Raw genomic sequence first — 21,856 nt, forward strand, 5'->3', positions numbered from 1 at the left:
GCGTCAGTTACTGCAGCGGCGAAAAGCCGGTGGGCCGCATCAACCGCGACTGCAGCCGCAACACTGCGCCCAGCTCGCGATTGCGCTGCGAAAACTCCGCCCAGCGCGGGTCCGCCGCCATCGCCGCGCGGCGCTGCATGCGGTCGTCGAGGCTGGTGTAGGCCCACAAGTGCACCACCTGGTTGACCTCGCCGAATTCACTGGTAAAGAAACCGACCAGCTTGCCCAGGTGCTCGCTCTGCACCGCCAGCGCGTGGCTTTGGTACAGCGCCAGCCAGTCGGCCATTTTCAGTGGGTCGAGGGTGTAGGTTCTCAGTTCGTAGTACATGCGTTTGTCTCCAGAGGTTGGGCCTGCGCCTGCAGGCGGTTGGCAATATGGCTGGCGGCGATCCAGCCGAAGGTGAGGGCAGGGCCTAGGGTGATGCCTGGGCCGGGGTAGGTGCCGTTCATCAATGAGTTCATGTCGTTGCCCGTTGCATAAAGGCCGGCAACTGGCGTGCCGGCGCGGTTGAGCACGTTGGCATGGGCGTCGGTCACCAGGCCGCGTGCCGAGCCCAGGTCGCCGGTGTGGAGTTGGATGGCGTAGAAGGGCGCCTTGACCAGGGGCGCGAGGCAGGGGTTGGGCGTGTGATGCGGGTCGCCCATGTAGCGGTTGTAGCTGTTGCCGCCTTTGTCGAATGCGCGGTCGATGCCGTTGCGGGCGTCGGCGTTGAAGCGCTCCAGTGTCGCCTGCAATGCCTGAGGGTCGACGCCGATGGCCTCGGCCAGGGCGCGGGGTGTGTCGGCGCGGTACAGGTAGCCGGCGTCGATCAGTGCCGCGTTGTTCACAGGTTTCGGGCGTGCCAGGCCCAGGCCGTAGCGGTTCATGGCCTCGGCGTCGCAGATCAGCCAGCAGGTGGTGAGGTTGCTGGCGAACATGGTCTGCACGAAGTGATGGTAGGAGTTCGACTCGTTGACGAAGCGCTGCCCGGCCGGGTTGATCGCGATCACCCCCGGTTTGGCACGGTCGGTGACCAGGTGCGGGAAGCGTTCGCGCTCACCATTGGCATGGCGCAATTCGGAAACGGGTGCCCAGAAGAAGTTAGCGGCCAGCCCCTCGCCGTGGGCAGCATCCACCGCTTCACCCAGGTGCAGCGCGGCGCCGTCGTTGGTTGGCGGCGACATGGTCAGGTGCGGCGCATTAACGCCTGGGCGGTAGGCGGCAGCCAGTTCGCCGGCTGCAAAGCCGCCCATGGCGCAGACCACACCACCCCGGGCACGCACCTGCACGCGCCGGCCTTCGTGCTGCACCACCACGCCAGTCACCGCGCCGTGTTCGACGATCAGCGCCTTAGCCTCGCTGCGCAGCCACAGTTGTGTGCCGTGGGCAAATGCAGTGGTGGCCAGGCGTGCAATCAGCGCATTGCCGGTGGTCAGGCGGGTGCCACGGTGGTGGCGAAGGCGATCCAGCGCATAACGCGCCATCAGCTTCAGGCAATGCCACAGGGAGCGTGGTGATTTGCGCAGGCCAAGAAAATGCTGGATATCCACGCGGTTGACCATCATCCCGCCGAACAACAGCATGCCCGGCGGCGGCATTTTAAGGTCCTTGAAGCGCGGGCCGAGGCGGCGGCCGTCGTACTCGACCATTTCCAGCGCCCGGCCGAACTGGGTGGCGCCGGGCTCATCCGGGTAATAGTCCGGCGAGTGCGGGCGCAGGGCATAGCGCAGTTCGGTGTGGCGCTCCAGCCAGCGCAGCGCTTCATGCCCACGTGCAATGAAGGCGTCTACCAGCGGTGCGTTGTAGCCGGCACCAATCACGGTTTTCAGGTAGGTGCGCATGGCTTCGGGGGAGTCTTTGGCGCCGGCTGCACGGGCTTGATCGGTGCCATACACCCACGCCGCACCGCCGGAAATCGCCGACGTGCCGCCGAAGGTGTCGGCTTTCTCCACGATCAGTACCTTCAGGCCAAGGCTGGCGGCCGTGGCGGCGGCGGCAAAGCCCCCGGCACCACTGCCCAGGACCACCAAGTCGTACACCGGTTGCGCGTGTTCGGTAGCGGCCATGGCTCAGATCTCCAGCGGGGTGACGCCCATGAAGGCGCCGAGGTGTCCGAGTTGGGCAAAGGCCATCTGCGGGCCAGTCTGGATCGCACAGCCCCGGTCGCGTGCCTGCTGCAACAGTGGGGTGATTTCTGGCGAGGTGACCACGTCGGCAACCAACGTGGAGGGTTGCAGGGTTGCCAGCATCGGCGCCGGCAGCGGCAACTCATCGGTGCTGCCCATGCCGACCGGCGACGCGTTGACCACCAGGTCGAACGCTTCAAGCGAGCGGTAGTGGGTGGCGATTTCGAGACTGGGGAAGGCCGTGCCGAGTACTTCGCAAAGCGCGCCAACGCGGGTAGCGCTGGGGTCGCTGAGGGTGATCTGGCGCACGCCCGCTTCGCCCAGTGCGTAGGCGATTGCACTGCCCACCCCACCACAACCAATCACCAGCGCGCGTTTACCTGCTGGCTGAAAGCCCTGTTTACGTGCGGCGCCAAGAAAGCCTGCGCCGTCGACATTGTCGCCGAGCAGGCGGCCGTCACTGTGGCGGCGCACCACGTTGACCGAACCCAGTGCGGCGGCGCGCGCACTGAGGCCGTCCAGGCGTGCGGCCAGTGCCTGTTTGTAGGGCACGGTGACCACGCAACCGCGCAGGTTCTGCCAGCCGCGCAGGCTGCCGACAAAGGCTTGCAGTGCAGTCTCTTGCAGGTCGATGGGGAGCATTGCCAGGTCGCAGCCATTGCTGGCGAACCAGGTGTTGAAGTTTTCAGGCGATTTCACCTGGGCGATGGGTGAACCGACGATGGCGACCAGTTCTGTCGAACCCCGAATCATGCTGACCTCCGTGCTTGCTGTTGTTGTGCAGCAAGGGTGACCGGGTGCAGGGCGCGGGGAAATGCGCTTGTCGGGCGGGTAGTGCGATAATCGCAGTCAGGTAGCGATTATTGGCGGGCAATGCTGAAAAATGTGCGTCAGTTTTCCCACTGGAGGAGCAGCCTTGTGCTGCGAAGAGGCCAGTGGCAACACCCTCGATCTTCGCTGCTTTTACTGGCCTCTTCGCAGCACAAGGCTGCTCCTGCCCGGGCTCGCGCATCACTGGAGAACCCCCATGGACAAACCCGATATCCACCCCCGCGACTTGATCGCAGGCTTGCAGAAAGGCCTGGCATTGATGCAACTGTTCAGCGTCGATCAGCCACGCCTGACCGTGCCGCAGGCAGCCAGGCAATCGGGCCTTACCCCCAGTGCCGCGCGCCGCTTCCTGCTGACGTTGGTACACGAAGGCTTTGCCGACACCGACAGCCGCCAGTACTGGCTCACGCCCAAGGCGCTGCGCATCGGCCAGGCCTACGTGGACTCGGCACAGTTGCCGCGCATGCTGCGGCCCATCGTCGAGCAGGTGGCGCGGCAGACCCAGGAGCATGTCTCGGTCGGCACACGTGACGGCGATGAAATCATCCACCTGGTGCGCAGCCGCTACAGCCACATCGCCTCGTTGTCGATCAGGCCCGGCTCGCGGGTGCCGATGTACTGCACCGCTGGCGGGCGAATCTGGCTGGCGGCGCTGGAGGAGGCCGCGCGCGATGACTACTTCTCACGCAACCCGCTCCGCCCGCTCACGCCCTATACCCAGACCGATCGGGCGCTGCTGGAAGCAGAGTTGCAGCGCGTGCGCCAGCAGGGCTACAGCATCGTCGACCAGGAATACGAAATCGGCATGCGCGTGCTGGGTGTACCGCTGCTGGACCGTAGCGGCCAGTTGAAGGCGACGCTGACGATCACCACCCACGCCTCGCGGTTGAGCGTCGACGAGATACGGCTGCGCTACCTGCCACCGCTCTACGAGGCGCAGGCGTTGTTGAAGCCGGTGGTTGGCTGACTGCTGCGTATAACGTTCAGCGCGTTTGTAGGGTGTTACTTCTGCTTCGAGAGCCTGTGCGACATGAACTGGTGTGAGGCCGAAAACAGTCGCCGGAACGTCAGCAACACCGCGCACACGGTCCCCAGCCCCGAGGCTGCGGCGATCAGGAACATGATGACGATCTGGTAACGGACGGCCTCTGCCGGACTTTGCCCGGCGAGGATCTGGCCGGTCATCATCCCAGGCAGGCTGACGATGCCAACCACCGTCATCTGGTTCAGGGTTGGCATCATGCCGGCTTTCACCGCCTGCGCAGCAGCGGCTTGAGCCGCCTCCCAGCGAGTGCCGCCCAGGCTCAGGACCGTTTCCACGGTGGCGCGGTTGGTAGTGAGCTCGCGTGTCATGCGGTCGATGCCCAATGACACGGCTGTGAGCGTGTTGCCGAGCACCATGCCGAGGATAGGGATGGCGTACTGGGGGGTGTACCAGGGGTGTACCTTCAGCACCACCAACAGGCCGATGGCCGTGACCAGCCAAGCGCTCAGCCAGACAGAGATGATGCTGTCGACGAGCAAACCGCGGTGACGATGCTTGCCGCGCCCCGCCGCCGAGCTGCCTGCGACAAGCGTCATGGCCAGCATCAAGGGCAGTACCACATACCATTCGGCAAACTGGAAAACCCAGCCCAGTATGTAACCGATCGCCAACAGCTGAACCACGGTGCGCAGCGCGGCCCACAGCAGTTGCCGCTCCAGTTGCAGCTTCAACAGAACGGACAGCACGCCATTGATCAAGATGAGCAATGACGCAATCGCCAGGTCCGCATAAGAGAGGTTCTGATAGGTCATGTGATGTTCTCGCAAAGCACACCTTGCCGCATGCTCATCTGGCGGGTGCACATGCGCAGGGCCTGTTCACGATCATGCGATACCCAAATATAGGCACGCGAATGCCTGGCTGTGTTGAACCAGTTCATCACCAGCCGTTCCACGGCGGCTGCCGAGCGCGGGTCTAGCGCTGAAGTGGGTTCGTCGAACAGGATCACCTGGGGTTCCAGCAGCAGCACGCGGATCAACGCAACCAGTTGTGCTTCGCCGCCCGACAGGTCGGTGGCCAGCTTGTCCAGAAAGCCCTGGGGTTTTTCGGCCTGGCCCAGCAGCTCATCGAGCACGCGGCTGTCTAAACGGCGGTGGCGCAGCGACTTGAGCCTGAAGGGCATCTGCAGGTTGTCCATGACTGAACCTTCCACCAGCGCAGGCCGTTGTGCCAGGTAACAGACACATGACCGGTAGTGGGGGATCGACTGGGCGGCGATGGCGCTGTTCATCCACCGGACTTCGCCGGTGCTGGGTGCATCCAGCAGCGCCAGCAAGCGAAGCAGGACACTTTTGCCCGAGCCTGAGTTGCCACTGACCGCCACACGCTCGCCTGCGCACAGCGAAAAGTCGGTCGGTGCGAGCAATGGCGGGCTGCCTGAGGCCGCCACGCGGCTCAGGTGCTTGGCTTCGATCAGTACTGGCAGGTGCTGCGCAGCTGAGGGGGATGAGGACACGAGGCCTTCCTGGGTCAATCATCGTTGGCCGGGCCAGTGTCGCAGAGGCCGCGCCCGACAACCAGCCTGCGCAGCTCAGGCCCAGCTAAGTTTTCATCCGTAATGTGCCTCCTGACCGCGACAGGATCCGAGGAGGTACCCGCGATGAATGCAGTGAGCACCGGCTGGCTGAATAAAGTCCCGGAAGTGACGTTATCCTTCTGGATCATCAAGATCATGTCCACCACCGTGGGCGAGACGTTTGCCGACTTCCTGGCCGTCGATGTCGGTTGGGGGCTGGGCATCACCAGCGTGGTGATGGCCTTGCTGCTGAGTGCCGCGCTGGCGCTCCAGCTGCGCAAGCGCGAATGCGAGCCCTGGATTTACTGGTTGTGCGTTGTGCTGGTGAGCATTCTGGGGACCCAGATCACCGATATCCTGACCGATGTGCTGGATGTCAGCCTCTACACCAGCACCGCCGTGTTTTCAGTGCTGTTGATGGCCAATTTTGCAGCCTGGTACGCGTTGGAGCGCAACCTTTCGATCCGTCACATCGTTACGGCCCGGCGCGAGTTGTTCTATTGGAGCACGGTGCTTTGCACCTTTGCCCTGGGGACCGCAGGTGGCGACCTGGCGACCGAGGCATTGGGCCTGGGCTTTGGCATCGGTACGCTGATTTTCGGCGCCTTGATCGCCGCCTGCCTGATTGCCTGGCGGTTGGGCGTCAACACGGTGCTGGTGTTCTGGGTCGCCTACATCCTGACCCGCCCCCTGGGTGCATCCCTCGGCGACCTGCTTACCCAGGCACACGCCTATGGTGGCCTTGGCATGGGCGCTACCTGGACCAGCGCGATATTCCTCTGCGTCATCTTCATCCTGGTTGGCGTCGCCCAGATCGGTGCCGTCCAGTCCCGCCGGCTCGCCCCTTGAGCACGAGGTACTTATCCATGATTTCACATTGCACATTGCGCTCTGTCTTGGCAGTCGCCTGCCTGGCCTCGGTACTCGGCATCACCCAAGGCTGCTCCAAGGCAGGTGACCCGCAACAGCCAACCGCTGGGGTGCATGCCTCCAGCAAGCTCGGTGACCTGAGCGCATTTCGGGTTATCGCTGAGGACGTCGCGGCGAAGGTGGACGCCCAGGACCTGCCTGGCGCCAAGGCGCGCATCAAAGACCTGGAAAAGGCCTGGGACGATGCCGAGGCGGGCATCAAGCCGCGTGCTGCCAGTGACTGGCACCTGCTGGACAAAGCCATCGACCATTCGCTCGATGCGCTGCGGGCAGGCCAGCCACAGCAGGGCGATTGCAAGGCGGCGATGAGCAACCTGCTCAAGGCCTTCGATACCTTGCAGGGCCCGCGACAGGGCTAAGCAGGGCTGGAGCGGGGTGACAGCTTTCCTGTAGATACCGGGGAGGCTATCGTTCCCTCAAAGCTTGGCACCGAGGGAGACGCCATGCGAATTCTGTTGGTCGAAGACGACACCATGATTGCGCAGGCATTGCAGGCTGCACTGGAAGCAGCTGGGTATGCCGTGGATTGGGTCGACAATGGCCTGACAGCGGAGGCGGCACTGCGTACGCAAGCCTACGACCAAGTCCTGCTCGACCTAGGGTTACCTGGGCAGGACGGCTTGCAGGTGCTGCAACACCTGCGAGCAGCGGACAACCCGGTGCCGTTGCTGATCATTACGGCCCGGCCAGGCCTGGATGACCGCTTGCGGGGCCTGGATGGCGGCGCGGATGACTTTTTGCAAAAGCCCTTCGAGATGGCCGAGTTGCTGGCCAGAATGCGTGCGGTCATGCGCCGAAAAGGCGGGCGTGCGGCGCCCGAGCTGGGTAACGGCAGGGTGACCTTGGACCCGGCCGCAAAATGCGCGTGGGTGCCAGGCCAGGACGCCGTGCAGTTGTCCAACCGTGAATTCACGCTGTTGCAGGCATTGTTGGTACGGCCCGGCGCGATCCTGTCGCGTGCGGAGCTCGAAGACAGGCTCTACGGCTGGGGCAACGAAGTCGAGAGTAACGCCGTGGAGTTTCTGATCCACGGTTTGCGCCGCAAACTGGGCAAGGATGTCATCCGCAATGTCAGGGGGCTGGGATGGATGGTCTCAAAAGACGTCTGAAGTACTCGCTGCAACTGCGGCTGTCGTTGGCGCTGACGATTGCGATTCTGCTGGTGGCGACCCTGACCGGGCTGTTCAGCTATGTGTCGGCCTACGATGAAGCGCTGGAGTTCCAGGACAACAGCCTGCGCCAAGTCGCCGCGTTGCACACGCGACAGGGCCTGACGTTTCACTACGGCGACAACCAGGCCATTGCGGCCGAAGACGACGAAGAAACCCGAATCGTGATTCAGTACCTGGCGGATGGCGCCAAGGCAAGCCATGGCGATGACAGCCGGCTGCCGCTGCCCATTCCCGTCACGGTCGCCGATGGTTTGTCGACCGTGCAGGTGGGTGACGAACCCTTTCGCGTGTGGGTCGGCAAAGACGCCTCAGGGGCGCGCTTCGTGGTGGCCCAGGAAATCGGCAGCCGCAACCGTGATGCACGCGACAGTGCCTGGCGAGCATTGCTGCCATTCGCCATTCTCTTTCCGACGCTGCTGCTCGTGGTTGCCGACCTGATCCGCAAGCTGTTCAAACCCGTCACCGCGTTGGCGGCGAAGCTCGATAGCCGAGAGGATCAAGACATGCGTCCCATCGATGATCAAGCCCTGGCCAGTGAAATCCGCCCCTTCGTGCATGCGATCAATCGGCTGTTGGCGCGCGTCGCGCGCACGCTGGAGGGCCAGCAGCGATTTGTTGCAGATGCAGCCCATGAGCTGCGCACACCTCTCACAGCGTTGTCCCTGCAGAGCGAGGGGCTGGCGTCCGAACCGATGTCCCCGCAAGCCCAGGCCCAAGTCAGCCAGCTACGCCGGGGTATCGGCAGGAGCCGCAAACTGGTCGAGCAGTTGCTTGCCCTGGCAGGCGCTCAGCTGGGTGCAGAGCCCTCCGGCAGTGTGTCGGTACATGAAGTTTGCCGCTTGGTGCTGGAAGACCTGATGCCCCTGGCGGAGCGAAAGCAGCTCGACATTGGCGTCGAAGGGGATGATGTGCGCTTGAACATCCGTGAAGTCGAGCTTCGCGCAGTGGTCAAGAACCTGGTCGAAAATGCTATTCGCCACGCGCCCGAGGCGGGGCATGTCGAAGTGTCGATGCAGCAATCGGCGGAGGCGGTAGAGCTGTGCGTCCGTGACGACGGGCCCGGCATCGCGCCCGAAGAGTGGGAGCGGGTGTTCGACCCGTTCTACCGAGGGCAGGGAAACCAGGAGGAAGGTTCCGGGTTGGGGTTGTCCATCGTGCGGACCATTGTGCAACGCACCGGGGGGCAGATAGACGTTGGCTTTATCGATGCGGCCAGCCAGCAGGGCTGGTGTGTGCGCTTGCGCTGGCCGCGGTGAAAAGCCGCTGAAAGGTGTCGAAAAGCATCCAGGCTAAAAGCCCCGCGTGGACAAGGCACCCATTAATGGGTAGAACGGGGGCCTGCTCGACGCAGTGGTTTTCTATCTCGACACGACAAGGAATATCAGGATGACGATCGAACGCCTGCACACTAACGCTCGCATGAGCCTTGTGGTCAAGCACCAAGGCACCGTGTACCTGTCCGGTGAGGTTGCCAACGATTTTGCGGGCGATGTGCAGCAGCAAACCCGTGAAACCTTGCAGAACATCGAGCGACTGCTCGACCAGGCCGGCACAGACAAGACACGGATTTTGTCCGCCACCCTTTACCTCAAAGACATCGATGCCGACTTCGCGGGCATGAATCAGGTGTGGGATCAATGGTTGCCGCAGGGGTGTGCGCCAGCGCGCGCAACGGTGCAAGCCAAGTTGTATGACCCTGCCGTGCTGGTCGAAATCTCGATTATCGCAGCGCTCCCTGACGCGTAACGGCTTGCTCACAACCCAGCTCTAAGTGCAGCGCTGGCCCACAGCGCTGGACAATCTTCTTCTGCCGAACGGAACTACCGCCCAGGCCACGCTTTCTCAAGGCTAGCTGCCTGCTTTGAAAGTGGCGCGATATTCGCATCCAAGTGAATAACGCTACCTGCTTGCGAGCGCAGGGCGTTGTGTTGGGAAGTAGGAGGTAGACATGTCTGACAGGAGCAGCCTCAGGAGCAGAGCGACGGTGCTGTGCTTTCGCAGTGGCAAAATACTCCTGGTGCGTAGAAAGGCCAGGAAATGGGGCTTTCCGGGGGGCGGTGTGGGCACGAATGAGGCACCGTTGCACGCCGCCAGCCGAGAGCTGAAAGAGGAAACAGGGATTTGCCGTGAGCGCCTGGTGGCGCTGTGCACGCTGCAAGTCGGTAACACCCTCCATTACATTTTTACCCTTCAGCTGGACGATCAGGATAAACCGGTGCCGAAGAATGAGATCGTCGCTTGCAAGTGGATTGAGCGCGATGCACTGAATACCTCCCTCCTCAAGCCCGCCGCTGCGGCACTGCTGCGTAGCGAACTGCCGGCGCTGTGTGCTTGACCCGAGTCACGCTAGCCGTCACGGCGTTTTCGGCCTGCTTCATAACGCGACAGCAGAGGCTGCACGCTTAACCCATGCACGACAATGCTCAGCGCCACTACCGACAGCGTGAGGTTGGTGATGGCCGCGGCATCGCTGGCGCTCAGGCCGTGGTTTACCGAGTAGAACAAGTAGTAAAGGCTGCCTATACCACGTATGCCGAACCAGCCCAGCATGCCGCGCTGGCGAAGGTCCAGCAGGCCACGCCCTGGGATGATCAGCGTACTCAATGGCCGAATGAACACGAACAGCGCCGCGCCTACGGTCAGTGCGCGCCAGTCCCAGTGCTCGATCAACACGACACCGAGCAAGGTCACCAGAAACACCTCCATCGCCCGCTCCACAAGCCCACCAAACGAGAGCATGTCGCCCAGCATGATGCCGGCTGCGACCTGCGTGTCTTCCAGCGCGGCGATATCGCCTTTGACCGCGTGCTCCGGTGCGACATGCTGGTGGCCGACCACCGGCTGCACAAGGTGTTCTGCAGGCGCTTGTGGGGTGGGGCTGGCGTGTACTTCGGCCTGTCGCAGGCCCAGCCCGGCAGCGAACACGGCGAGAAACCCATAGCCATGGATCAGATCAGCGACCACATAAGCCATCGCGATCAGCGCCAGCGCCAGGTAGTCGTTGGGCGAGAGGGTGCTGTCCTCGTGCCGGGTGCGCAGGTACAGGGTCAGGTGCCCTAGGCCGCGTCCCATCCAATAACCACTGAGCAAGCCGGCTGGCACCGCCCACAGCACGTCTTGCCACAGCCAGTCAGTCAGCCATTGACTGCCTGCTGCGCCCTGCACAAGCAGCAAGCCCAGGATTACGAACGGAAAGGCGACCCCATCGTTGAGCCCTGCTTCACCCGACAGGCTGAAGCGCACGCGGTCGTAGTCCTGCGCGTCATTGACCTGGACCAAGGTGGCCAGCACCGGATCGGTCGGGGCAAGGATGGCGCCAACCAACACCGACACCCCCCAGCCCAGGTTCAGGCCGTAATGCAGCACCAGGCTGACCCCGGCGATGCAAGCCAGCATGACCGGCCCAGCCAGGAAAACCGCCACCCGCCAGCTGCGGCTGCTCAGCGGCAGGCGCAGCTTGAGGCCGCTGACAAACAGGGAAAACAGCACGGCGACCTCGGTCAGGTGCTCCATCCAGCCGTGCGCATCGGGCAGCTCGAGTTGCAGCAAGCCGAGGCCACCTGGGCCAAGCGCGACGCCCAGCGCCAGGCACACGACCGAGGTTGTGACGGGGATCCAGCGCAGGTAAGAGGAGGTCAACGCCAGCAGCAACAAGACTGCGCCGAGCATGGCCACCCAGACGATGAAGCTCATGTGCGCAGTGCCTCCACGGCGTCGGGCTCTGGGGCTGGCGCAGGTAGGCAGCTTTGTTAGCCACCGGCTGGGTCAGACACTCAGTCTAGTCGTCGCCCGAACCGCCGCAGGTGACAAGGCGGCGGGCGACCCTGCCTCAGGCTCGCGCATTGTTGGGCGCACCGGCAGTACTGCGGCCTGTAGCTGCTTGCCAACGGCGTGATCGAACGAAAGCCGACCGTCTATCTGACGCTCCTCGATGATACGCCCGGCGTCCAACACGACCACCCGCTGGCAGAAGTAGCGCACCAGGCTCAGGTCGTGGGTGATCAGCAAGAATGCGGTGCCGTGCTCGCGTCGAAGTGCATCCAGGCGCTGCAGCAGCTGCAGTTGCAACACCCGGTCCAGGTTTGACAAGGCCTCGTCCAGTATCACCAGTTTGGGTGAGATGGCCAGCGCGCGGGCGATATTGGCGCGCTGCAGCTGGCCGCCACTGAGTTGGTGCGGCAGGCGCTCGGCATGCTCGCTGCGCAGGCCCATGTGCTCTAGTAGCTCCACGGTACGGGCGTTGCGTGCAGCTTCGTCCAGCTCGCTCAGGTGACGCAACGGCTCGGCAATGCTCCAGCCGATGCTGCGTTGCGGGTTGAACGCGCTGGGCGCGTCCTGGAGTACCAACTGAACGGCGCGCAAGAAAGCACGGGCCTCACCGCCGCGCAGTCGGCTGACCTCTTGGCCGGCAAATGTCACCTGGCCACACGCGGGTTTCTCCAGGCCGAGCAGTAACCGGGCAAGCGTGCTCTTGCCGCTGCCGCTGCTGCCGAGCAGGCCGAGCGACTCACCGGGCTGCAGCTCAAGCTCAATGCCGTCGAGCACCTGCAGCCAGCCGCGTCTGCTCAGTAGCCCTCCGGAACGGTAGCCATGCCCGAGTTGGTTAACGTGCAGCAGGCTCATGGCTGGCTCCCGTTTAGTAGCTGATGGGCTTCAAGCAGGGTGCGGGCGGTGGCGCTGGCCGGCTGATCGAACAGGCCATGCACTGTTTGCCGCTCGACGACGCGCCCCGCTTCCATCACCGCGACATGGTCGGCGCAGCGGGCAACCACCCCCATGTCATGGGTCACCAACAGCACGCCAAGCCTGTGCTGCTGCACCAGCTTCATGAGCAGGTCGAGAAAGCGCGCCTGGCTCACGGCGTCGAGGTCGCTGGTGGGCTCGTCCGCCAGCAGAAAGGGGCTTTCGGCCATGAGCGCAAGGGCGATCATCATGCGCTGCAACATGCCACCGCTGAGCTGGAACGCGAACGACTGCAGGACCCGACTGCGGTCATCCAACCCCACGGCCTCCAGGCATTCATCCATGCGCGTACGTGCAGCGCTGCCTACGACCCCTCGCAGTTTCAGGGTTTCCTGGGCATGGCTAGCCATGTTGCGCACAGGGTTGAATGCACTGCGTGGGTTCTGCAGGATCAGGCTGGCAAGCTGCCCACGCACCTGATCGGCCGCCAATGGCTTGCCATCGTGCAGCAACTGGCCGCGTGTACGGCGCAGGCCTGGCGGCAGTACGTCAAGCAAGCCCAGGCAACTGAGCGATTTGCCCGATCCGCTGTGACCGACCAGGGCACAGACTTCACCGCGGCGCAGCTGCAGGTCGACGTCGTCCACCAACACGCCAGCACGCCCTTCGATACACAGGCCTTTGAGCTGTAACGTCGACACGGGCATTCAATGAGCCTCCTGGGTTGGGTCCAGGCGATCACGCAACGCATCGCCCAACAGGTTGAACGCCATCACCGAGAAGAAGATCATCAGCCCGGGCAACAGCAGCAGTTGCGGCTGGGTCCAGATGAACTCCTTGGCATCGTTGATCATCACCCCCCATTCGGCACTGGGCGGGGTGACGCCAAGGCCGAGGAAGGACAGCCCCGAGACATGCAGCATCATGTGCCCGATGTCCATCGTGGCCAGCACCAGCAAGGGGCCAGCAATGTTCGGCAGCACATGCTGGCGCAGCCGCGCCCAACGTGAGGCACCGGCCAGGCGTGATGCCATCACGTATTCGCGGCCGCGTTGGGCGATGACCATGCCGCGCACCATGCGCGCATACCATGCCCAGTGCGACAGGGCGATGGCAATGATCACGTTGCTCAGGCCAGTACCCAGCAGGGTGACGAAGAAGAACGCCAGCACCAGCGTGGGGAATGTCATGAACATGTCGCACAGGCGCATCAGCAGCAGGTCGACCTTGCCACCGACAAACCCGGACACCCCGCCCACCAGCAAGCCCAGAAACAGCACCAGCGCCAGTGTCAGCACTACGCTGCCCAGCGACAGCCGTGTGCCGACGATCAACCGGGACAGCACGTCGCGGCCAAGGTGGTCGGTGCCCAGCCAGTGGCTGCTGTCCGGTGGCAGCAGGCGTCGGCCGAGGTCGACCAGGTCCGGGTCGTGCGGGGCAAGCCATTGGCCAAACACGGCCAACATGCAGAGCACGCTGACCAGTACCAGCCCTGCAATCAGGTTGGCCCGGCCGGGCAGCGTAGTGCGACTGAAGATGGCCAGTACACTCATGCGTCGACCCCTTCAAGACGGCTGCGAGGGTCGAGCCAGGCATAACAGACATCCACCACCAGGTTGCAGACCATCAGCAGGCCTGTCAGCAGCAGGGTGAAGCACTGCATGACCGGAAAGTCGCGGTTGAGCACCGCCGACACCGCGAAGCGGCCGACGCCGGGCCAGGCGAAGATGGTCTCGATTACCAGTGCCCCGCCGATCAATTCCCCAATGTGCATACCGGTGGCCGTGACGAAGGGTAGCCAGGCGTTGCGCAGCACGTGGTCACGCCATACCCGGCGCTCGGGCAGCCCGCGGGCACGGGCGTAGGTGACATAACGCTGGCCGCTGGCCTCCAGCAGGCTTGCCCGCAACAGGCGGGCGTTGATCGACATCGACATCAGGGCAATCGCCAGTACCGGCATCACCAGATGCCCGGCACTGCCGCGGCCCAGCGGCGGTAACCAGCCCAGCCAAAGGGAGAACAGCGCAATCAGCAGAAACGCCAACCAGAAGTTGGGCATCGAGACACCCAGGAACGTCACCGCGCGGACGGCGTGATCGGGCCAGCGCCCTTGCCAGCGCGCAGCCACCAGGCCAAGCGGAATCGACAGCAGCAGGGTGCAGGCCAGGGCCAGGCCGCCCAGTTGCAAGGTGGCGGGCAGGTAGTAAAGGAGGTCGTCGAGCACCGGCCGCCCCGTGAGGTATGAAATACCGAAGTCCAGCTGCACGGCCTTCCCGAGCCAGGTCAGGTACTGCTCAAACAACGGCCGGTCGAGCCCCAAGGTATGGCGGACTTCGGCAATGGCCGCGTCAGTCGGCGGGATGTGCGACAGGCGAAGGTAGTCCAGGGCCGGGTCGGTGCTGCCCAGGTGCAGCAGCACGAAGACCAGCAATGAGACCCCGAGCATTACCGGTACCAGCAGTGCCAGCCGCAACAGGATATAGCGCAGCATGTCAGTCTCCCTGCTTCGGTGTCATGGCTTCGAACGGCACGTCGAACAGCGTGCTGCCAAATTGCACATGGGCAACGGAGTCGCGGCGAACGCTGATGGCGGTGAGGTAGGAAATCGGCAGGTACACGGCTTGCTCATGCAAGGTGGTGAGGATGAACTGGTACTGTTCGGCGCGTTGCTGCGCGTCGGTACTTGCCAGTACCTGGCCAATGCGTTGGTCCAGTTCGTCCTTGATCGCCAAACCACGCTGCGCCATGTAGTCGGCATGGCCGGCATAGCGCATGGAGCTGACAAAGGAGTGCGGGTCGTAGGGCGCTCCCCAGGTGTCGGCGAAGATCATGCCGAAGTCGCCATCGCGCTGGCGCCGGACCAGCCCACCTTCTTCGACCGCACGCAACTCGATGCGCATGCCGACCTTAGCCAGCTCGCCTTGCAGCACTTCGGCCAGGCTCTTCTGCAGTGCGCTGGTGCCGAGGAACACCAGTTCGATCGACAGCGGTTCACCGGCCTTGCTACGTACCGTTGCGCCTGCCGTCAGGGTCCAGCCGGCAGCGTCAAGTTCGCGGGCGGCTTGGGCAGGGTCGTAGGCGTAGGGTTTCAGGCCGATGTCGGCATAGGGCATGTTGCTGGCGAACAGGGTATCGGCACGGGGCTCGAGGCCATACAGAATCTTGTCGATGATGGCCTGCTTGTTCACCGCTTGGTTGATCGCTTGACGCACGGCCAGGTCACGGGTGGCGCCATGCCCGGTGTTCATCGCCAGGGTGCGGGTAGCCAGCGGTGCCGAGAGGGCGGTGGTGAAGCCTTGGTCGCGCAGGCGCACGAATGTGCCGGCGGTAATCTCGCCGGCGGCCCCTTGAATCAGCTCGAGCTCGCCGGCCTGCAGGGCCAGCGCGCGGCTGTTGGGATCAGGGATGACGTTCACCCGCACCTCGCCATAGGCCGGCTTTGCGCCCCAGTAAAAGGGGTTGCGGGCAAAGCGGTCATACTCGCCCAAGCGCGATTCGATCCGCATCCATGGGCCGGTGCCGACGGGTTCGCCAGGTTTGGCCTGTGGGGAGCCGAAGCGCAGCGGGCGCACTTGGGCCAGTTCCATCAACGTTGGGTAATACGGGTGCTTGAGCACCAGGCGCAAGGTCAGCCGGTCAGGGGCCTCAATGTGGTCGAGGGTGGTGACCAGCTCCATCCAACGATGGCGTTGGCTATTGGCAAGGACGGCATCCAGGTTGGCCTTGGCAGCTGCAGCGTCGAATGGCGTGCCGTCACTGAAGCGCACGCCATCTCGCAAGTTGAAGGTGTAGGTCTTGCCATCGTCGGAGACTTGCCAAGCCTGTGCCAACCACGGCTCTACAGTGCCCGCCGAGGTGTAACGCACCAGCGGTTCATACACCATGGCCTGGGCGTACATCTGATTGGGCGAGTAGCCGCGTGGGTCGAGCGGGCCTGCGTTAACGGGCCAGGAATACACCAGCGTCGGGCTTTGTTGGGGTGTGCTGTCTGCGTGTGCGCAGAGGCTCGCGGCGACCATGAGAATGCCCCAGAGGGCGGGCTTTGGTTTAGCTGACTGCTGCTTCACACGGGGTCCCCACTTCGACGGAGGCGTAAGGCTAAAGAGTGGTGGGAATGATGTCCATGCAAAAACTTCTTACTGAACGTTACAAAATGCCGCGCCAGAAAAGGCAGTAGAAAGCCCTGGCGATGATTGAACCGTGACGCGATCGCCCAGGGCCTGAAGTGGCGAGCTAGGCGACCTGTTTGCCACAAGCCGGTTGACGCAGCGGGCTTTTGATGGTCATCTGCGCGCCTGTTTCAGGTGCCCCCTGCCGCCGTGCATGGGGTGAAACGGGAAGCCGGTTCGTCATCGTTCGATGATCAGTCCGGCGCTGCCCCCGCAACGGTATGCGAGCGAAGCATTCAAGACACCACTGTGCCCTGGCATGGGAAGGTGAAGGCTTCATGACCCTCGCGAGCCCGGAGACCGGCCTGAAGCATCGTTTGGCAAACCCGCGGTGGGCGGGCGCAGGCCGGTTTCCGTGGGCGTGCTCGCCCGCGATTCCTCTTTGCGTTGTTCCCTCCGGGATTCTTTCATTCCTGCTTCAAGTGGAACGACATGTCCCGTTATTCGCTGTTCAGTTCTCTGCCAGGTACGCTGCTGCACGCCAGCCTGGTGCCCTGTGTGTTTCTCTCCGTTGCCGCCCACGCCGCCGAGGCGGACAACGCCCTGGCGCTACCGGCCACGGACATTACCGGCACGGCCGAGCACAACCCTCAGCCCGACCTGCATACCCCAGGCACCAGTGGTTCGCGGCTTGGCCTGACGCCGCTGGAAACCCCAGCCAGCGTGACCAGTATCAGTGCCGAGCAAATCCTCACGCGTAACAACGCCACGGTGCAGGACGCGGTCACCCGTTCACCCGGCATCACCTCCATCGGCACCCCCGGTAACGGCGGCACGGCCTTGTCGGCCCGCGGCTTCACCGGGCACAGCTCGACCATGCAGTTGTACGACGGTACCCGGCTTTACGTGGGCGCTGGCACCGTGACCTTCCCGGTCGATACCTGGTCGGTCGAGCGCATCGATGTGCTGCGCGGCCCGGCCTCGGTGTTGTACGGGGAGGGCGCCACTGGTGCGGTGGTCAACGTCGTGCCGAAGAAGCCCTTTGAAGGCGAAATCCGCAATCACCTGCGCCTGGGCTACGGCTCGGATGACCGTCGGCAGATGGCCCTGGACAGCGGCGGCTCGCTGACCGACACCTTGAGCTACCGCCTGAACCTCAACAAGCTGGCCAGCAACGGCTGGGTCGACCGGGGCGATTCGCAGAGCCTCGCCATCAGCGGCGCGCTGCGCTGGCAGCCCAGCGATGAACTGAGCTTCACCCTCAGCCACGACTACGGAGACCAAGACCCGCAGCAGTACATGGGGACGCCGTTGGTGGACGTGCATTACCGCGAGTCGCTGCGCGATCACAACTACAACGTCGACAACGCCGAAGTGCATTACAACGACCAGTCCACACGGCTAGTCACCGACTGGGTAATCAACGACAACCTCACCGCCAGCAACCAGCTGTACTTCCTCAAGGCCCAGCGCCGCTGGCGCAACGCCGAGACCTACACCTGGCTGCCAGGCGACCAGGTGCGGCGCAGCAGCTTCATCAGCATCAAGCAGACCCAGGAACAGCTCGGCGATCGCCAGTCGTTCACCCTGCAACACCCACTGTTCGGCCTGGACAGCCAGACCGTGGTGGGCGCCGACTACAACACGATCCGTTTCGTGCGCAAGCACGACTTTGGCAACACCCTGACCGATACCGTGCCGCTGTCGGGTTCCGGTGGGGGCGAGTACATCAGCAACGACCCTTACCGCTCGCGCGAAGCCAACCAGGCCAAGCAATTCTCGCTGTTCGCCGAAAACCGCACGCAACTCACCGAGCGCCTGTCGTTGATCACCGGTGCACGCCGCGACCAGGTGCACCTGAACCGCGACGACCTGGATGCCGATACCCGCACCGATCGCAGCTTGTCTGGCGACAACTGGCGCGCCGGCCTGGTGTTCGCGCTGACCGAGGACCTGTCGGTTTATGGCCAGTACGCCACCAGTACCGAAGGTGTGAGCAACCTGCTCACCCTCAACGCCGCGCAGCAGCAATGGGACCTGAGCACCGCCAAACAGACCGAAGCCGGCATCAAGCACATGCTGCCTGACGGGCGAGGCGAGTGGACCCTGGCGGCGTATCACATCGTCAAGAAAAAGCTGTTGAGCACCGACCCACTCAACCCCACGCTGCAACAGCAGGTCGGCCAACAGTCGTCGGACGGCATCGAGGCCACCCTCGAACTGCGCCTGCCGTACGACGTGCAGCTGTCGGCCAACGCCGCCTGGGTGCGCGCGGAGTATGACGAGTTTGCCAGTGGCGCCAACGACTACGCCGGCAACCAGCCGATCAACGTGCCGCGCCGCTCCGCCAACCTGTGGTTGAGCAAAGACTTCGGCCAACGCTTCAGTGCCGGCGCCGGGGCGCGCTATGTCGACAGCCGCTACGCCGACAACGCCAACACCGTCGAGGTGCCCAGCTACACCGTGGTTGACGCCAACATCGACTGGCACGTGCAACCGGACCTGACCCTGGGCCTGCAGTTGAACAACCTGTTCGACCGCCAGTACGCCACCACCACGGGTAACAACGGCCGGCAGTGGTACCTGGGCGAACCGCGTTCGTTCTTCGTCACGGCTGACTACAGCTTCTGAGCCTGTCGCACCGGCCCCTGGCCGGTGCTTCCTGGAGGTGATGCCCATGACGCAACTGCACATCGAGGCCCTGGACTGGGCCCTGCTTGAGCGGGGACGGCCGCCGCGCCCGCTGCTGCAGGGTGTGGACCTGCGGGTGGAGCAGGGCGAGTTCGTCGGCTTGATCGGCCCCAATGGCAGCGGCAAGACCAGCCTGCTGCGGTGCGCCTACCGCGCCAATGAACCTGCCGAGGGCCGTGTGCGCCTTGGCGGTGATGACCTTTGGCAACGCAGCGCACGCTGGAGCGCACAACGCATCGCGGTGGTGCTGCAGGAGTTTCCCGACGCGTTTGGCTTGAGCGTAGGCGACATCGTTGCGATGGGGCGCGCACCGCACAAGGGCTTGTTCGACGGCGACACGGCCGAGGACGCCCGGCAAGTGGCCCAGGCACTGGCGCAAGTTGGCCTTGCCGGCGAGGGCGAACGGGCCTTTGCCAGCCTGTCTGGCGGCGAGAAACAGCGCGTGCTGCTGGCCCGGGCGCTGGTGCAGACGCCACAGCTGCTGCTACTCGACGAGCCAACCAACCACCTCGACCCACGCTACCAGCTGGAGCTGCTTCAGCACCTGCGTGGCCTGGGCCTGAGCATTTTGGCCAGCTTCCACGACCTCAACCTGGCGGCTGCGTTTTGCGATCGGCTGTACGTCATCGACGGCGGGCGCATCGTCGCCTGTGGTACGCCACAGCAGGTGCTGACCCCCGCGCTGCTGCTGCAGGTATTCGGCGTCGAGGCGCTGGTCGACCCGCATCCCCTGCATCCCTACCCACGCATTACCTGGATCACCCGAACATGACTGTCCGCTACCTGATCGGCCTGTTGGCGCTGCTGACCGCGCTGCCTGCGATGGCCAGCGATTACCCCCTGAGCGTGCGCAGCTGTGACCGCGATATAACGTTCACCCAGCCACCGCAGCGGGTCGTGGTGCACGACGTGAACATGACCGCCATGCTGCTGCACCTGGGGCTGCGCGAGCACATCATCGGCTACACCGGCTTCACTGCCAGCAAGCACCGCGACCCGTGGGTGGATGCAGCGCTGCAGGGCGTACCACCGCTGGCCAGCCGTTACCCCGCCATCGAAACCTTGCTGGCGGCTGAAACCGACCTGTTCTTTGCCGGCTGGAACTACGGCATGCAGGTCGGTGGGCCAGTCACGCCCAGCACCCTCGCGCCGTTCGGTATCCCGGTGTACGAGCTCAGCGAGTCGTGTTCGTGGGTCATGGCCCAGCAACGGGCCAGCCTGGATGACGTTTATCGCGACCTGGGCAATCTCGGCCAGATTTTTTCCGTCGAGCCCCAGGCCGACGCCTTGATCGCGAACATGCGCACGCGCATCGGTGACGTGCAGCGCCGGGTTGAACACGCGCAGCCTGCGCCCCGTGTATTTCTGTACGACAGTGGCGAAGACCGCCCGACCACCTCGGGAAGGCTGGGCGTACCCCAGGCCCTGATCGAGGCGGCAGGCGGGCTCAATGTGATGGATGACGTGTCTGCCAGCTGGACCCAGGTGAACTGGGAGAGTGTGGTGGAGCGCGACCCGCAGGTCATTCTGATCGTCGACTATGGCCCGAGCAGTTGGCAGCAGAAGCGCGATTTCTTGCTGCGCCAGCCAGCGTTGAAAGACGTGCAGGCGATTCGTGAGCAGCGCTTCATTGTGCTGACTTACCTGGAGGTAACGCCCGCTGTCGAGAACGCCCTGGCCATCGAGAAGCTGGCTGCTGCCCTGCATCCGCAGCTGTTCCAAGGTGTCGTTCAATGAGGGGCGGGCACAGCCCCGTGGCCTACCGGTGGTTGATCGTGATGCTGAGCGCACTGTTGCTGGTGTCGTGCCTGATCGCCCTGGCATTCGGCCCCGCATCGGTACCGCTGGCCCACCTGATCGGGATCGTCGGCCAGCAACTGGGCATCGCCGGGCCAGGCGAGTGGTCCCAGAGCCAGGCGCAGATCGTCTGGCTGATTCGCGCCCCCCGGGTGTTGTTGGGGGCCTTGGTGGGGGCAGGCTTGGCACTGGTCGGCACGGCGCTGCAGGCCGTGACCCGTAACCCCCTGGCAGACCCGCACCTGCTGGGCGTCAGCTCCGGCGCGGCGTTGGGGGCGGTGCTGGTGATGCTCTACCTCGGCGAATTCATCGGCGCCTTCAGCCTGCCGTTGGCGGCGTTCATGGGCGCGGCGGCAAGCATGCTGCTGGTGATCGCCGTGGCGCGGCGCCATGGCCGCATGGAAAGCGACCGCCTGCTGCTGGCGGGCGTCGCCGTGTCGTTAGTGTTGATGGCCGTGGTCAACCTGCTGCTGTACACGGGCGACCAGCACGCCGCCGCCTCGGTGGTGTTCTGGATGCTGGGAGGCCTGGGGGCGGCGCGGTGGCATGTCCTCTGGTTGCCGGCGCTTTGCGTGGTGCTGGGGCTGGTGGCCTTGCAGGTCATGGGGCGCGGGCTGAATGCGCTGATGAGCGGTGAGCAGACCGCAGTGAGCCTGGGCTTCAGCGGCCGACGCCTGCGCCTGCAGGTGTTCACCTGCACCTCGTTGCTGACCGGTGTGCTGGTGTCGCTCTCCGGTGCCATCGGCTTTGTCGGCTTGATGGTGCCGCACATGGCGCGGGCGCTGGTGGGTGCGGAAAACCGGCGGCTGATGCCGGTGAGCGCACTGCTGGGGGGGATTTTCCTGGTCTGGGTAGACGTGGCTGCACGTACCCTGATCGCCCCGCAAGACCTGCCGATCGGCATTGCCACCGCAGCGCTTGGCGGGCTGTTTTTCATTGCCCTGCTCAAGCGCTGAACGGCGGTGGCAGGTGCCCG

22 protein-coding genes and 1 riboswitch are annotated in these 21,856 nt (G+C 64.1%); of the genes, 11 read left to right on the plus strand and 11 right to left on the minus strand.

Annotation, left to right across the window (positions count from 1 at the left end; all coding sequences use genetic code 11):
* Nucleotides 1–7 precede the first annotated feature (7 nt).
* Genes MFF34_RS24140 through MFF34_RS24150 form a run of 3 tightly spaced genes read right to left on the minus strand, consistent with a single transcriptional unit; the run spans nucleotide 8 to nucleotide 2,859 of the window.
* On the minus strand, nucleotides 8–328 hold the full coding sequence (locus MFF34_RS24140) for an NIPSNAP family protein (protein WP_085273160.1): 321 nt from the start codon (nucleotides 326–328) through the stop codon (nucleotides 8–10).
* The gene (locus tag MFF34_RS24145; protein WP_238216886.1) at nucleotides 313–2,046 is read right to left on the minus strand and encodes an FAD-dependent oxidoreductase; all 1,734 of its coding nucleotides are present in this window, start codon (nucleotides 2,044–2,046) and stop codon (nucleotides 313–315) included. The genes MFF34_RS24140 and MFF34_RS24145 overlap by 16 nt, the downstream gene beginning before the upstream one ends.
* Nucleotides 2,047–2,049: 3 nt before the next feature.
* The gene (locus MFF34_RS24150) at nucleotides 2,050–2,859 is read right to left on the minus strand and encodes a shikimate dehydrogenase (protein WP_238216888.1); all 810 of its coding nucleotides are present in this window, start codon (nucleotides 2,857–2,859) and stop codon (nucleotides 2,050–2,052) included.
* A gap of 274 nt (nucleotides 2,860–3,133) precedes the next feature.
* Between MFF34_RS24150 and MFF34_RS24155 the strand changes: the two genes are divergently transcribed.
* Nucleotides 3,134–3,904 carry an IclR family transcriptional regulator C-terminal domain-containing protein gene (locus MFF34_RS24155; protein WP_238216890.1) on the plus strand — a complete coding sequence of 257 codons (771 nt, stop codon included), beginning with the start codon at nucleotides 3,134–3,136 and terminating at the stop codon, nucleotides 3,902–3,904.
* Nucleotides 3,905–3,939: 35 nt separating this feature from the next.
* Here MFF34_RS24155 and fetB read toward each other — a convergent pair whose 3' ends face one another.
* The gene (gene fetB, locus MFF34_RS24160) at nucleotides 3,940–4,734 is read right to left on the minus strand and encodes an iron export ABC transporter permease subunit FetB (protein ID WP_238216892.1); all 795 of its coding nucleotides are present in this window, start codon (nucleotides 4,732–4,734) and stop codon (nucleotides 3,940–3,942) included.
* Nucleotides 4,731–5,438: an ATP-binding cassette domain-containing protein gene (locus tag MFF34_RS24165; protein ID WP_308445371.1), complete on the minus strand. Its 708-nt coding sequence runs from the start codon at nucleotides 5,436–5,438 to the stop codon at nucleotides 4,731–4,733. Before MFF34_RS24165 ends, fetB begins: the two co-directional genes overlap by 4 nt.
* Nucleotides 5,439–5,582: 144 nt before the next feature.
* Between MFF34_RS24165 and MFF34_RS24170 the strand changes: the two genes are divergently transcribed.
* The 6 genes from MFF34_RS24170 (at nucleotide 5,583) to MFF34_RS24195 (ending at nucleotide 9,935) form a co-directional block, all read left to right on the plus strand.
* Complete coding sequence (locus tag MFF34_RS24170; RefSeq protein WP_238216894.1) at nucleotides 5,583–6,347, plus strand: hypothetical protein; 765 nt, start codon at nucleotides 5,583–5,585, stop codon at nucleotides 6,345–6,347.
* Nucleotides 6,348–6,364: 17 nt separating this feature from the next.
* Nucleotides 6,365–6,787: a hypothetical protein gene (locus tag MFF34_RS24175; protein WP_238216897.1), complete on the plus strand. Its 423-nt coding sequence runs from the start codon at nucleotides 6,365–6,367 to the stop codon at nucleotides 6,785–6,787.
* Between the two features lie 84 nt (nucleotides 6,788–6,871).
* Nucleotides 6,872–7,537 carry a response regulator gene (locus tag MFF34_RS24180; protein WP_238216899.1) on the plus strand — a complete coding sequence of 222 codons (666 nt, stop codon included), beginning with the start codon at nucleotides 6,872–6,874 and terminating at the stop codon, nucleotides 7,535–7,537.
* A complete protein-coding gene (locus tag MFF34_RS24185; RefSeq protein WP_238216901.1) occupies nucleotides 7,513–8,856 on the plus strand; it encodes a HAMP domain-containing sensor histidine kinase in 1,344 nt (447 codons plus the stop codon). Before MFF34_RS24180 ends, MFF34_RS24185 begins: the two co-directional genes overlap by 25 nt.
* Nucleotides 8,857–8,986: 130 nt before the next feature.
* Nucleotides 8,987–9,346 (plus strand): RidA family protein, encoded by a 360-nt coding sequence (locus MFF34_RS24190; RefSeq protein WP_027596256.1) that lies wholly within the window; start codon nucleotides 8,987–8,989, stop codon nucleotides 9,344–9,346.
* A gap of 202 nt (nucleotides 9,347–9,548) precedes the next feature.
* On the plus strand, nucleotides 9,549–9,935 hold the full coding sequence (locus tag MFF34_RS24195) for an NUDIX domain-containing protein (RefSeq protein ID WP_099429745.1): 387 nt from the start codon (nucleotides 9,549–9,551) through the stop codon (nucleotides 9,933–9,935).
* An 11-nt stretch (nucleotides 9,936–9,946) separates the two neighbouring features.
* Here the strand turns inward: MFF34_RS24195 and MFF34_RS24200 are convergent, their stop codons facing one another.
* The 6 genes from MFF34_RS24200 to nikA all read right to left on the minus strand — a co-directional run bounded on the left by MFF34_RS24200 (nucleotide 9,947) and on the right by nikA (nucleotide 16,350).
* On the minus strand, nucleotides 9,947–11,293 hold the full coding sequence (locus MFF34_RS24200; RefSeq protein WP_238216903.1) for a sodium:proton antiporter: 1,347 nt from the start codon (nucleotides 11,291–11,293) through the stop codon (nucleotides 9,947–9,949).
* 72 nt (nucleotides 11,294–11,365) lie between these two features.
* Nucleotides 11,366–12,223, minus strand: coding sequence for a nickel import ATP-binding protein NikE (gene nikE, locus MFF34_RS24205; protein WP_238216905.1), 858 nt, complete (start codon nucleotides 12,221–12,223; stop codon nucleotides 11,366–11,368).
* Nucleotides 12,220–12,990, minus strand: a complete 771-nt coding sequence (gene nikD / locus MFF34_RS24210) for a nickel import ATP-binding protein NikD (protein ID WP_099454534.1) — start codon at nucleotides 12,988–12,990, stop codon at nucleotides 12,220–12,222. The genes nikE and nikD overlap by 4 nt, the downstream gene beginning before the upstream one ends.
* Nucleotides 12,991–13,836: a nickel ABC transporter permease subunit NikC gene (gene nikC, locus MFF34_RS24215; RefSeq protein WP_238216907.1), complete on the minus strand. Its 846-nt coding sequence runs from the start codon at nucleotides 13,834–13,836 to the stop codon at nucleotides 12,991–12,993.
* The gene (gene nikB, locus MFF34_RS24220) at nucleotides 13,833–14,774 is read right to left on the minus strand and encodes a nickel ABC transporter permease subunit NikB (RefSeq protein ID WP_238216908.1); all 942 of its coding nucleotides are present in this window, start codon (nucleotides 14,772–14,774) and stop codon (nucleotides 13,833–13,835) included. Before nikB ends, nikC begins: the two co-directional genes overlap by 4 nt.
* Before the next feature lies 1 nt (nucleotide 14,775).
* Nucleotides 14,776–16,350 (minus strand): nickel ABC transporter substrate-binding protein, encoded by a 1,575-nt coding sequence (gene nikA, locus MFF34_RS24225; protein ID WP_374707423.1) that lies wholly within the window; start codon nucleotides 16,348–16,350, stop codon nucleotides 14,776–14,778.
* A gap of 218 nt (nucleotides 16,351–16,568) precedes the next feature.
* Nucleotides 16,569–16,776: riboswitch (cobalamin riboswitch) on the plus strand.
* A gap of 108 nt (nucleotides 16,777–16,884) precedes the next feature.
* Between nikA and MFF34_RS24230 the strand changes: the two genes are divergently transcribed.
* The 4 genes from MFF34_RS24230 to MFF34_RS24245 are packed head-to-tail and all read left to right on the plus strand — an operon-like array spanning nucleotide 16,885 to nucleotide 21,836.
* Nucleotides 16,885–19,023, plus strand: a complete 2,139-nt coding sequence (locus MFF34_RS24230; protein ID WP_238216911.1) for a TonB-dependent siderophore receptor — start codon at nucleotides 16,885–16,887, stop codon at nucleotides 19,021–19,023.
* Between the two features lie 46 nt (nucleotides 19,024–19,069).
* Nucleotides 19,070–19,855: an ABC transporter ATP-binding protein gene (locus MFF34_RS24235; RefSeq protein ID WP_238216914.1), complete on the plus strand. Its 786-nt coding sequence runs from the start codon at nucleotides 19,070–19,072 to the stop codon at nucleotides 19,853–19,855.
* Nucleotides 19,852–20,820 (plus strand): ABC transporter substrate-binding protein, encoded by a 969-nt coding sequence (locus MFF34_RS24240; RefSeq protein ID WP_238216916.1) that lies wholly within the window; start codon nucleotides 19,852–19,854, stop codon nucleotides 20,818–20,820. The genes MFF34_RS24235 and MFF34_RS24240 overlap by 4 nt, the downstream gene beginning before the upstream one ends.
* Nucleotides 20,817–21,836 carry an iron ABC transporter permease gene (locus MFF34_RS24245; protein WP_238216918.1) on the plus strand — a complete coding sequence of 340 codons (1,020 nt, stop codon included), beginning with the start codon at nucleotides 20,817–20,819 and terminating at the stop codon, nucleotides 21,834–21,836. The genes MFF34_RS24240 and MFF34_RS24245 overlap by 4 nt, the downstream gene beginning before the upstream one ends.
* Nucleotides 21,837–21,856: the final 20 nt, after the last annotated feature.

The organism is Pseudomonas sp. PAGU 2196 (assembly GCF_022179005.1).
Lineage (GTDB): Bacteria > Pseudomonadota > Gammaproteobacteria > Pseudomonadales > Pseudomonadaceae > Aquipseudomonas > Aquipseudomonas kermanshahensis.